Source organism: Pseudanabaena sp. BC1403 (assembly GCF_002914585.1).
Classification (GTDB): Bacteria; Cyanobacteriota; Cyanobacteriia; order Pseudanabaenales; family Pseudanabaenaceae; genus Pseudanabaena.
Map to the genome: position 1 here is coordinate 20,069 of NZ_PDDM01000042.1, position 12,115 is coordinate 32,183.

At 41.0% G+C, this 12,115-nt stretch carries 13 protein-coding genes; 7 read left to right on the top strand and 6 right to left on the bottom strand.

Annotated features, from left to right (window positions below):
- Positions 1-374 precede the first annotated feature (374 nt).
- On the bottom strand, positions 375-1,043 hold the full coding sequence (gene trmD / locus CQ839_RS23195) for a tRNA (guanosine(37)-N1)-methyltransferase TrmD (protein WP_103670672.1): 669 nt from the start codon (positions 1,041-1,043) through the stop codon (positions 375-377).
- A gap of 60 nt (positions 1,044-1,103) precedes the next feature.
- Here trmD and glp point away from each other — a divergent pair, with 60 nt between their 5' ends.
- Both glp and CQ839_RS25915 read left to right on the top strand, forming a co-directional pair.
- Positions 1,104-2,357, top strand: coding sequence for a gephyrin-like molybdotransferase Glp (gene glp / locus CQ839_RS23200; RefSeq protein WP_181016314.1), 1,254 nt, complete (start codon positions 1,104-1,106; stop codon positions 2,355-2,357).
- A 153-nt stretch (positions 2,358-2,510) separates the two neighbouring features.
- Complete coding sequence (locus tag CQ839_RS25915; protein WP_308455531.1) at positions 2,511-3,749, top strand: RNA polymerase sigma factor SigF; 1,239 nt, start codon at positions 2,511-2,513, stop codon at positions 3,747-3,749.
- 60 nt (positions 3,750-3,809) lie between these two features.
- On the opposite strand, the gene atpC is transcribed toward CQ839_RS25915, so the two are convergent.
- Both atpC and atpD read right to left on the bottom strand, forming a co-directional pair.
- Positions 3,810-4,214, bottom strand: coding sequence for an ATP synthase F1 subunit epsilon (atpC, locus tag CQ839_RS23210; RefSeq protein WP_103670674.1), 405 nt, complete (start codon positions 4,212-4,214; stop codon positions 3,810-3,812).
- Positions 4,215-4,217: 3 nt separating this feature from the next.
- Positions 4,218-5,651: a F0F1 ATP synthase subunit beta gene (gene atpD / locus CQ839_RS23215; RefSeq protein WP_103670675.1), complete on the bottom strand. Its 1,434-nt coding sequence runs from the start codon at positions 5,649-5,651 to the stop codon at positions 4,218-4,220.
- Positions 5,652-5,962: 311 nt separating this feature from the next.
- On the opposite strand from atpD, the gene CQ839_RS23220 reads away from it, so the two are divergent.
- The 3 genes from CQ839_RS23220 (at position 5,963) to CQ839_RS23230 (ending at position 7,202) form a co-directional block, all read left to right on the top strand.
- A complete protein-coding gene (locus CQ839_RS23220) occupies positions 5,963-6,475 on the top strand; it encodes a dihydrofolate reductase family protein (RefSeq protein WP_103670676.1) in 513 nt (170 codons plus the stop codon).
- Positions 6,476-6,612: 137 nt separating this feature from the next.
- On the top strand, positions 6,613-6,858 hold the full coding sequence (locus tag CQ839_RS23225) for a toxin-antitoxin system protein (RefSeq protein ID WP_103670677.1): 246 nt from the start codon (positions 6,613-6,615) through the stop codon (positions 6,856-6,858).
- Positions 6,858-7,202, top strand: coding sequence for a type II toxin-antitoxin system PemK/MazF family toxin (locus CQ839_RS23230; protein ID WP_103670678.1), 345 nt, complete (start codon positions 6,858-6,860; stop codon positions 7,200-7,202). The genes CQ839_RS23225 and CQ839_RS23230 overlap by 1 nt, the downstream gene beginning before the upstream one ends.
- Before the next feature lie 114 nt (positions 7,203-7,316).
- On the opposite strand, the gene CQ839_RS23235 is transcribed toward CQ839_RS23230, so the two are convergent.
- From CQ839_RS23235 to CQ839_RS23245, 3 genes are read right to left on the bottom strand one after another with little or no spacing between them, the layout of a single operon-like run.
- Positions 7,317-7,454, bottom strand: a complete 138-nt coding sequence (locus tag CQ839_RS23235) for a hypothetical protein (RefSeq protein WP_258040854.1) — start codon at positions 7,452-7,454, stop codon at positions 7,317-7,319.
- Positions 7,447-7,986, bottom strand: a complete 540-nt coding sequence (locus tag CQ839_RS23240) for a HEPN domain-containing protein (RefSeq protein WP_103670680.1) — start codon at positions 7,984-7,986, stop codon at positions 7,447-7,449. Before CQ839_RS23240 ends, CQ839_RS23235 begins: the two co-directional genes overlap by 8 nt.
- Before the next feature lies 1 nt (position 7,987).
- A complete protein-coding gene (locus tag CQ839_RS23245) occupies positions 7,988-9,196 on the bottom strand; it encodes a DUF262 domain-containing protein (RefSeq protein ID WP_103670681.1) in 1,209 nt (402 codons plus the stop codon).
- Positions 9,197-9,556: 360 nt separating this feature from the next.
- On the opposite strand from CQ839_RS23245, the gene chlG reads away from it, so the two are divergent.
- Positions 9,557-10,543 (top strand): chlorophyll synthase ChlG, encoded by a 987-nt coding sequence (gene chlG, locus CQ839_RS23250; RefSeq protein WP_103670682.1) that lies wholly within the window; start codon positions 9,557-9,559, stop codon positions 10,541-10,543.
- A gap of 136 nt (positions 10,544-10,679) precedes the next feature.
- Positions 10,680-11,951, top strand: coding sequence for an efflux RND transporter periplasmic adaptor subunit (locus CQ839_RS23255; protein WP_258040855.1), 1,272 nt, complete (start codon positions 10,680-10,682; stop codon positions 11,949-11,951).
- Positions 11,952-12,115: the final 164 nt, after the last annotated feature.

Genomic DNA, 12,115 nt, shown 5'->3' on the forward strand with positions numbered 1-12,115 from the left:
TTTGCATTTCTATAGCTATAGAAATGCAAATTTTGCTTGCTGTTCTAATACCAATTCACAAAAGTGTGATGACACTTTTGTGAATAAAAAACTAAACCCTTGCTACAACTGTTTGCTGATCATCATTCATTTGTTACCCCCAAAAGTAAAATTGCTCGCTAATACCAAAACACTAAGTGGCTTAGCCATTTTGTGTTTTTAAAACCCTTACAGGATTTGGGTTTTAATTTACAGAAGTTTTGTCACACTTCCGTGAATTGGTATGAGTAGATCGACATGATCAATTACAAACCCCAATCCGTAAGATTTCGCTCCACAGGAGCGAAATCTTACGGATTTGAATAATTTGAATCTTGAGAAGAACATACAAAATGCTATAGCAAATCTGGACGACGTTGTTTAGTACGAAGGATTTGCTGTTCTTTTCTCCATTCCGCAATCAGCTTGTGATTGCCCGATCGCAACACATCAGGAACCTCCCAACCACGAAATATGGGTGGTCGAGTGTATTGGGGATAATCTAGCAATCCATCTTCAAAACTCTCAAACTTAAGGGAATCTTCTTTTCCCACAGTCCCAGGGCGTAGCCGCACCACTCCATTAATCAATGCCAGTGCAGGAATCTCACCACAGGTCAGTACAAAATCCCCAAGAGAAACCTCACGAGTCACTAAATGCTCGCATACCCGCTCGTCAACCCCCTCATAACTGCCACAAATGAGAACTAGCTGATCGTAAGTTACTAACTCCTTAAATAGCTCCTGCTTCATCGGCTCACCCTGAGGAGTCAAATAAATAATTTCGCGCTTGGGCAAAATTGGCAATGACTCAACCGCCGCAAAAATTGGATCGGGTTTCATCAACATGCCAACACCACCGCCATAGGGTTCATCATCGACACGATGGTGCTTGTCGGTGGTGAAATCTCTGGGATTGGTAAGATATACATCGGCAATTTGATTTGCGATCGCCTTACCGAGCAAACTTGTCTGCAATGGCGACGCGAAAAATTCGGGGAACAGGGTGACAATATCTATACGCATAAATAAATTCTATAGTAGAGGGCAGCGCTACGTACTGCCCTCTACGCTTATAAAATCGCGATGCTGACTGTTGCTGAAACTGAAAAAATAATTTTAGATCTGGTCAAACCTTTTGATCCTGAAATCGATAGTGAAATTTTGCCCTTGTCGAAAGTGCTAAATCGAATTCTTGCCGAAGACATTAGCAGTAAACTCGACTTTCCTCATTGGGACAATTCAGCGATGGATGGCTATGCTTTGTGCTATGCCGATTTAGATAATTTACAGGAATTAAAACTAGCGATCGCCTCGGATGAAATTCCCGCAGGTGTCGCGCGCTCCCAATCATTAAATCAAGGCGAATGTGTAAGAATTTTTACAGGCGGCATGTTGCCAGTCGGGGCAGATACGATCATCATGCAAGAAGACACAGAACGCATCGATGATCTTTTGTATCTGAAAGTTAAACCTACTCAAGGCGAATATGTGCGCCGCAAAGGGGAATTTATTCAAGCTGGTACAAATCTGATTAAAGCAGGAACAAAATTAGGCGCGACAGAAATTGGAGCTTTAGCCTCAGCAAGATGTCAAAAAATCAAAGTTTATCGGCAACCGAAAATAGCAATTATCTCCACAGGCAATGAATTAGTTAGCCTTGATAGTTCCCAGTCGCTTCAGTTAGGACAGATTATTGATTCCAATCTATATGCATTATCAACATTGGTTGAACAATCAGGAGCGATCGCCATTCCCTTCGGCATAGTACGCGATCATCCAGCCGAATTGGAATCCGTCATGCAAGAGGCGATCGCCTCAGCCGATATCGTCATTTCTACAGGTGGAGTTTCCGTTGGTGATTATGACTATATCGAAGAAATACTAGAAAAAATGGGTGCTGATATTCATGTGCGATCAGTAGCAATTAAACCAGGAAAACCTCTAACTGTCGCATCCATTTCACCCTTTCTTAATGTGAATAGAAGTGAGGATAAAATCCTCTATTTTGGAGTAGCTGGAAATCCTATTTCTTCAATGATGAGCTTTTGGCGCTTTATCCGAGGAACGATCGCAAAATTAAATGGAGCAAATGAAATCTACTGGTATCCACAATTTATCAAAGCCTTCACAACAGAGGATTTACACTCACAAGGACGGCGCGAAACTTATCTTTGGGGAAACTTAACTTATCAAAAAGGAATGCCTATTTTTCAACCTGTAAGTAATTATAGTTCTGGGAATTTAATCAGTGCGATCGGTACAAATGCAATAGCAGTAATGCGGATAAATCAAACCTATGTAACTGCGGGAGAAGAAACTATTATTATGCTAATCTAATCATAATTTTCCATCATGTTACTAAATCATTGTTAACTGTATAATTTAGGGGGCATGGGCAAAAGACAACGTAACGAATCTATGTGTCATTGACAACTAACGGTATCAAGCACATGTATGCAAAGTTTTCCTCTAATCTATAGGGCATATTTTATGGCTGCTTGCATCATTGAGGATGTTCTTCTTATGCCAATAGATAAAAATAATTTAACTAAGGAAAATATAGTCGCACTTTTAAGTGGATATAGAATTTCTCCTTCTGAGACTTTGCAACAGCAGCTAGTTGAAATTCACATGGGTTTGATCCGTGAAACGATCGCTTCTCTACCAATAACATTAATTAACAAAAGAAATATTGGTGAGCGCCGATCCGCCGAGCGCCCTGACAGAGAAGAACGTCGAGTATCGAATCACAGAGTGGGGGAACGTAGATCTAGCGATCGCGAATTGCTCGAAGTGGGGAAACAAGGATTAAAGAAGGCTCTAATCCAATATAATCCTGATACAAACCCAAATTTTTCTGAATTTGCGCGATCTCATATTCATGAGCATCTAGAGAATTTTTTGCAAAGACAGTATCTCGACAATCGTAATGAACCTCAAGAGGTCGAAGAAGCTGATCCGCAAACTACGATCACCCGTAAACACGAAACGCTGGAAATTTTGCAAGCCTATCGCGCTAACCCATCTATCAAGCTACGAAACAAACTTGTAAACCTAAATATTGGGTTGGTTCGTCGCGAAGCCTATCATTGGAAAAATCAATGCCAAGAAAGCTTTGAAGACTTGATGCAGGTTGGCTCGATTGGGTTAATTAATGCGATCGAGCGATTCGATGTTAGCAAAGGTAATGCCTTTAGCTCCTTTGCAGTGCCATATATCAAAGGCGAAATCCAACATTATCTTCGCGATAAAAGCCCGACCGTACGAATGCCTCGCGCTTGGCTAACAACCTATAACCAAGGCTGTAAAATCATCCGCAATAAACGTACTGAAACTGGACGCGAGCCGTCAAGCCAAGAAGTCGCCAACGAGCTAGGTATCACTGTTAATGAATGGTATGACATTAAACTTGCATGTCAAAACCGATCGCCAATTAGTCTTGACACACCGATCGATCAAAGTGAAGATAGCTCGACATCCATCGGAGATCTGGTTACTGATCAAAAATATCAAAGCTTTCAACTTGCTCAAGAAGATAATATTCGGCTCCAGCAAGCTCTCGATCTACTAGAAGATCGCACCCGTGAGGTTGTTGAGTTTGTATTCCTCAAAGAATTTACCCACCGTGAAGTTGCTGACACTCTAGGGATTAGCGCTGTCACTGTTTCACGGCAACTTAAGAAAGGCTTAATTGCCCTCAAAAAGATTTTGGCTACACCAATCGAATAAAAAAGCACTCACCTAAGGTGAGTGCTTTTTTATGAGGTTTTCGCAAAGCGACAACCTTATTTAGATTGGAGTAGTCGCTTGTACTCTAGCGCGAGCAAGACTCAGATTTTGCTCAGCTTGAATTTTGCCTTGCTTATCTTCAGCCTTAATACCAGCCAAAGCTTGCTCAGCATCTGCAAGTTTTTTACGCGCTTCTTCAGCATTGATCGTGCTGCCTAATTCGCCACTACGAACCAAAACGGTTACTTCGTTTTCTTCAACTTCAGCAAAGCCACCCGTAAGAGCGACCGCAGCCCAAGCTTTATCCTTACGAAAACGTAACACGCCAGTTTCAAGCGCCGAAATCAGAGGTGCGTGACCAGTTAAAATACCCAATTGCCCTGAAGAACTAGGTAAAATCACTTCCTCTGCGACAGTATCCAGAATCGTTTGATCTGGGGCAATTACTTTTACTGTTAGGGTCATGATCTATTTACCAGCTTTCAACTTTTCAGCCTTTTCGATCGCTTCTTCGATGTTACCAACGAGGTAGAACGCTTGCTCAGGAAGATCATCGAGTTCACCCTTAAGGATGCGATCGAATCCACTTATACTTTCTTCGAGGGTGACATACTTACCAGGAGAACCTGTAAATACTTCGGCAACGAAGAAAGGCTGAGACAAGAAACGCTCAATTCTACGAGCGCGGGCAACAGCCAATTTGTCATCTTCAGAAAGTTCATCTAGACCCAAGATAGCGATGATATCTTGAAGTTCTTTGTAACGCTGAAGAATTGCTTGTACACCACGAGCAACGCGGTAATGCTCGTCACTGACGACACCTGGTTGCAACATGGTCGAGGAAGAATCAAGGGGGTCAACTGCAGGATAAATACCCTTAGAAGCTAAACCACGAGACAACACGGTGGTTGCATCAAGGTGAGCAAAGGTGGTTGCAGGAGCTGGGTCAGTCAAGTCATCCGCAGGTACATAAACCGCTTGTACGGAGGTAATCGAACCTTCGGTGGTTGATGTAATGCGCTCTTGTAAAGCACCCATATCTGTTGCGAGAGTTGGCTGATATCCTACAGCTGATGGCATCCGACCAAGTAGTGCGGATACTTCGGAACCAGCTTGAGTAAAGCGGAAAATATTGTCAATGAACAACAATACGTCTTGCTTGGATACATCACGGAAATATTCCGCCATAGTCAAAGCAGTTAAGCCGACACGCATACGAGCTCCAGGTGGCTCGTTCATTTGACCATAAACTAGAGCGAGGTACTGAAGTACGCCCGATTCTTTCATTTCGTTATAGAGGTCATTACCTTCGCGGGTACGTTCGCCGACACCGCCAAACACCGACACACCAGAGTGCTTTTTAGCGATGTTGTTGATTAACTCTTGAATTAATACAGTTTTGCCTACACCAGCACCACCAAATAGTCCAATTTTGCCACCACGACGATAGGGTGCGAGAAGGTCAATTACCTTAATGCCCGTTTCAAAAGTAGTTGGTTTGGTTTCTAAAGATGTAAATGCAGGAGATGGGCGGTGAATTGGGAATTTTTCTTCGGTTACAACGGGGCCTAGTTCATCGATAGGTTCGCCCAATACGTTAAAAATTCGACCTAATGTATTAGGCCCAACAGGAACGGAAATCGCTGCGCCTGTATCGGTTACACTCATACCTCTAACGATGCCGTCAGTGGTACTCATTGCAACAGCACGAATTTGATTTCCACCTAGTAATTGCTGAACTTCACAGGTGACATTAATGTCTTGGCCTGCGGAGTTACGACCAGTTACGATAACGGCGTTATAAATTTCGGGGACTTTGCCACTGGGGAATTCGGCATCAACAACAGGACCAATGACCTTAGTGATGCTCCCTACTGATACTTTCTCTGCGGTTGTTACCATGCTTGCTGTTTACTCCAGCCTCTAACTCAGAATCTAAAAAATTTGCAATGAAATGACGTGCAAAGAAGTATATGCAAGAAAATGCAATACATCATAAAAATTAAACTCTAATGAGCTTAACTTTTTTACACTCAGATATAAAGCTAACCGCTTCTCAAAATATCATTTAATGGGGCTCTAAAGATCGTTGGTTTCCTGAAAACAGCAATTCTCATTATAAAAATTGGGTTTGCTGCGCCTTCGGCGCAGCAAACCCAAAAATTGGCCTCATAATGTGAATTGCTGTGCTGAAAAGGCTTAGATTTTCTGCTATGAGTCAATTGATTTTGTATATTGCGTCGAGTCTAGATGGCTATATAGCGGCTACTGCTGGAGAGGTTGACTGGCTATTTACTGATCAAGACTATGGCTATACCGATTTTATAGCGTCGATAGATCGCCTTTTGATGGGGCGCGTTACTTACGAGCAAATTCTAACTTTTGGCAACTATCCTTATTCTGGCAATCAAGGTTTTGTATTCTCTCGAACCATCCAACGAGATCGCGATGAAAATGTGAATTTTGTTGCTGGTGATCTGGTTAGCTTTGTTAAAAATTTAAAATTGCAAAATGGCAAAGATATTTGGCTAGTCGGGGGAGCCGCGATCGCTAAAACCTGTTTAGAAAATAATCTTGTCGATAAATTTATTCTGTCGATCCACCCCATAATTTTAGGCGAAGGCATCGCGTTGTTCCCGCCGCCTCTTCCAACTTTGTCTCTAAAGTTGGAGCATTGCCAGACTTTTGATTCAGGATTAGTACAGCTTACTTATTGCAATGGTTAACTTCACTGATCGCTAAATCAGGTGCGCCATCTAAAAAGCCATCAGGTAATTCAGTCAAGCCTTTTAACTTGTCTCTAGGCACACAAGTATCACCATAGTATTTGCTAGAATCAAATATAGATTTTTAAGGTTTAGCTATGTCTGAAATCGCTATAACTATAAACAAGAATACTCATGAGGTTCTTTTAAGACTTTCTCAACAGTCTGGTGATAATTTTCAAACTTTGCTGGATAAAGCAGTGGAGCAATATCGCAGACAGTTGTTTCTTTTACAAGCGAATCAGGCTTTTACGGCTTTAAGAAAAGACGAGTTATTGTGGCAAGATGAGCTTAATGAGCGTCAGGAATGGGAGCAAACTTTAGCTGACGGGATTGATGATTAATGCCTCAAAAGATTGCAAGGGGAGAGGTATGGTTAGCAGATCTTAATCCCGTGAGAGGTCACGAACAAGCGGGGAAGCGTCCTTGTTTGGTAGTTTCTGTAGATTTGTTCAATCAGGGATCTGCTGGATTAGTGGTTGTTGTTCCTATCACTTCAAAGGATAAATCAATTCCTTTTCATGTGGCGGTTAATCCTCCAGACGGAGGTTTGAAGGTGAAGAGTTTTATTAAGTGTGAAGATGTGCGATCGATTTCTGTAGAGAGGTTGGATAAGCGCTTAGGAGCTTTATCTACTCAGTCGTTTGCGGATGTAGAAGATCGATTACGCATTTTGATGGGTCTATAGTTACTCTTGATAAAATCTTATTTCAAGCGATCGCATTCTAAGCAACACTCACCCCCTACCGAGCTAAAATTGCATCATAATCGCTATGTAGGCAATTCCAAAATCAGACAGGCTTTAATTTGCTAAACCTGCTGCATACTCGCGATCAATCTCATCTAACAATTGATCAAGCTTTCCAGAATCAAGATCGTCTTCTATTTGCTGATCCCATATTTGCTCGTGGTGATCTATCCGCCATGTTGTTTTACTCAAGCTTGCTTTTGATGTAATCAATAAATGGCAAACCCTTTTGATAAAGCTCATATACTTCCTTGGGTGTTTTATTCTCTAAGTTATATGCAGCAAAATTACTATGAACAAGTATATTTCTGAGATGACCGATTTCAAGAAATGCTTTGACAGTTTCTTCAAGCATGACGTTTGACTTTATTTCAGTGTCAACGCTTTTCTTAAAGTCATCTCCAAACAGAGCAAAAAATGTATTAGCATTTTTCCCTGGCTTATCAGGATTATCTTTTTCGCCCCAAGAAAAGTAGGTATGGTATTGCATACTGATAGCTTTTTTCTTGAAAAAGTTAATTGCTTTTGTATTATTTCCTGTTTCTCTAGATATAAATTCAACAAGGATTGTTTGTATCAAATGTTCAAAATAACTGGCGGCAGATAACACGATAACTTTCGTAAAATACTTATTAACGTCACTGGATAGAGATATCTGTGAGCTATTGTCTAGAAACTCTACTATAGACTTGTATTCATCATTTAGTATTTCTACAGGATCCATATTATTTAAGTATCTCTTTTGCGAGAGCAATTCTAGATTTTACATTTCTCTCGCTAGCTGTATCTGATTGTGTGGCATCAATGAATGTATTGTGGTTCTTTAAAAGATTAACTTTTTCAAAATCTATCTCTTCTATCTCAATTTTTTTGCCTCTAAATGCTTCAGTGCAGCTTGCAACAAAAATTGACTCGAATACAGAAATATTGAATCTACCAGTTTTACTTTGAAAAAGTCCATAATTACGCTGAAAAAATCCATCATTAGAATTTGATGTTTTTTCTAAAAAGTTTGCGAAAAGTTTTTCAAGATATAGGATATTATCTTCTGGGAAAGATTTTGCTTTTAATGAAAACTTGTTAAGAAACTTTGTCATTGATGGTTTGTATGACTCTCCATCAATAAGCATGGCAAATCCTCTCAAAAGGATCTCAATATCTCTCATATTCAAATCTGGCGTTGTTGATGGAAGTAGCCTTCTCCATTTGCTGTCTAGATTAATCTTGTAAAGCATGTCATAAAATTTCGAGTGGAAGAGACTAGTTCTTATTTCTTGCGGTTTTAGATTGACTCCTCCAGAATTTAATCGGTTAAAAATCTCAAAAACAACAGAATGTTCATCGTCTGGCGCATTCTGCTTAATGATAATATTTCTTATAGTCCGTAACTCAAACGATAACCTATCTTCCTCATCAAGTGTGGAATAATTTAATCCATTAAATTTATTACTCTGATTAGGCTGTGAAGTTGGTAGTTTTAGATTGAAATCTGTAAAATATAGATTGTTACTTAGTATTGCGTCAGGAATACCTTTGTTTTCATCAAAAATCAGACGAAGCTCAAGGCGTTTTTCATTTCTAGGAAACCTCTTTTTCATAAAGTAATAGATAGTCATGTAGCGTTGCTGACCATCTATTACTATGAATCTGTTCCGAGCTTCTTCGTAAAGGAATATCTGTGGAATTGGTATGCCAATGATTATTGATTCAATTAACTTGGAAGCTCGTTTTATATCCCACACATAGTTTCTTTGGAAACCAGGGATTTTCACTACTCCAGAACCAATGAAATCGAACAGCGTTTTTATATTAAAATCATTAGGTGAAGCTGAAACATCATACTCAGCAAAGCTAACATCATCAGATGAATCTATAATGTCATCTTCTATGTCTATCCATGTTGATTCTGCTTCTTGCACTGTATTACTTTCCATTTAGCTCGCCAATTATTCCTTTTAATATGCAACTATACAAGTATTTCATTGGATCGAGAAATGCTATCTCAAAACAAGGTATGGCACTCTAATCTAAAATACAAAACGTCTACATGGTCTTCCATCATAGTACAAAGTTAATACAAAAAGTAAGCTTTATCGAAACTAAACGTGATTATTAGGATCTAGTTTCTAGAAGGAAATCAAAACATTCAGCTAGAGACGCACCTTGCCAGGTTCCCGCATGACGCAACAAATCACTGGCTTTTTTATTTCCCTTTAGTGGCGAAACTGTTTATTACTCACACTGCGATCGCCTAAAAGCTATAATCAACCGCAAGTCTATAAATTTTTGTAAATATGTCGTCTCCAACCCCTGACGTACCAGCGAGCGAGTCTCGCGAAGCCCGTACCCGCCAAATGCTCGGAATGAAAGGTGCGGACGTACAAGGCGCTTCAATCTGGAAGATCCGCCTGCAACTGATGAAACCGATTACATGGATACCCCTGATGTGGGGCGTACTCTGCGGCGCAGCTTCCTCTGGTGATTTTACTTGGTCGATTGAAAACGTATTTCGATCGCTACTTTGTATGCTCATGTCAGGGCCATTACTGACAGGCTATACCCAGACGATTAACGATTATTATGATCGCGAAATTGACGCAATTAACGAGCCATATCGTCCGATTCCCTCAGGAGCAATTTCCCTCAAACAAGTCATTGCGCAGATTTGGATTTTGTGGCTAGCGGGCATTGCTGTAGCGGCAATCCTCGATGTCACCGCAGGTCATGCAGACTTTATCATGACGAAATTAGCGCTTGGTGGTTCATTGGTTGCCTATATCTACTCTGCGCCACCTTTGAAGCTCAAGCAAAATGGTTGGCTCGGAAACTATGCACTCGGAGCAAGCTATATCGCTCTACCTTGGTGGGCTGGTCATGCACTTTATGGGACTCTAAACTGGACTGTGGTAGCCGTTACCCTGTTCTATAGCCTTGCTGGTTTAGGCATCGCAGTCGTCAATGACTTCAAAAGCGTTGAAGGCGATCGCGAATTAGGATTGAAGTCTTTGCCAGTGATGTTTGGTGTGCAGAATGCGGCGTTGATATCGGCAACTGCGATCGATGTCTTCCAAATTGGCATCGCTGTCTATTTGGTCACTGTGGGCGAACAACTATTAGCCAGTTTAATCGTGTTGCTAGTAATTCCCCAGATTACATTTCAAGACATGTATTTCTTGCGCGATCCGCTCAAGAATGACGTGAAATATCAAGCCAGTGCTCAACCATTCCTTGTGATTGGGATGTTAGTTGCTGGTATCGCCATGGGACATGCAGGTATCTAAAACAAAAGGTGGTGCAAAGCGCCACCTTTACGTTTTAACGAAAATAGCTCCTACAGGGTGATTTAGAGATGATCAATCTTGTTTATCATCTATATGCGAAGAGAACCGATACGTCAGCGAGAATTTGCCAATATTCATGATTAAAAATAAAGTCCGAAGACAGCAATTGTCGAACAACCGATTAGATAAATCATTGAGCAAGAGCTTAGTCGCTGTAATCGGTGCTTTGTTGGTTTCTTGCTCTGCAAATGCTCCTAAAAATGGCGGATTTGGTGCTGTTCCTGTACCGATCGCCTCTGTAGAATCAGGGACAGTCACCGATAGCTCTGATTATGTCGCAAATTTACAATCGCGCCAATCAGTGACTCTGCAACCACGAGTCGATGGCTATATTCAGGAGATTTATGTCAAGGCAGGCGATCGCGTAGAAGCTGGTGCGCCAATTTTACGAATTGATCCTACGAAACAGCAAGCCGTTGTTCAGCGATCGGTGGCAGCCGTGGCAACTTCTCAGGCAGATTTTGAAAGCGCTAGAGCGACGCTTGGCCAGTTACGTGCTCGCAAAGAATCAACTTTATCCAGCGTAGATTTTAATGAAAAAGAGTACAAGCGCTATGCTGATTTAACCTCACAGGGTGCAACCGCTAGACAAAAGCTTGATGAAGTTTCTAATAATTTGAGAAATGCAAGAGCTGAACTTGGTCAGATCGATGCTCAGATTACTGCTCAACAAGCAAGTATTAACAGTGCAGCTACAAGGATTGAAGAAAATCGCGCTGGCGCTGTGCAGGAAGAAGTACAGCTAGATTTCTACACGGTAACAGCTCCTTTTGCGGGTATTGTTGGCGATATTCCCATTAAAGTTGGTGATAATGTTAATAGCACGACCCAACTAACGACTGTAACTCAAAATCAAGTATTAGAAGTTCAGATTTCGGTTCCCATTGAGAATGCACCTCGCTTAAAAATGGGAATGCCTGTGGAGTTGTTAGATGCTCAAGATAAGCCTCTAGTCAAAGGTAATGTCGCTTTTATCTCTCCGAATATCAATCCTCAAAGCCAATCGGTTTTGGTGAAAGCTAACTTCAATAATGGAGCTAATCAACTAAAAGCTAATCAGTTTGTGAGAGCAAGATTGATTTGGGCTTCTCGTGCTGGTGTACTTGTGCCAACTTCGGCAATTTCCCGTCTTGGAGGTCAGGATTTTATCTTTGTTGCAGAGCCTAGTCCTACAGATGGAAAATCACTAATTGCTAATCAAAAACCAGTTAAGCTTGGGAAAATCACTGGCAATAAACAAGAGGTATTAGAAGGGTTAAATCCCAAAGATCAGATTGTCGTTGCAGGTATTCTCCAATTACAAAATGGAGCGCCGATCATGCCATTACCTGATGCTCCTAAGAAATAAAAAAAGCCTCGCAGTGCGAGGCTTTTTTTATTTCTTACAGCAAGTACCGATCAAACGAACCACAAGAGATTTTTTGAAACCCACATTCCGCTCCCAAAAAGAAGCGCAAAATAATTAGAATAGGAAAAAAGCAAGGATAGAAACAGGAGGGAGATATCAGAAAC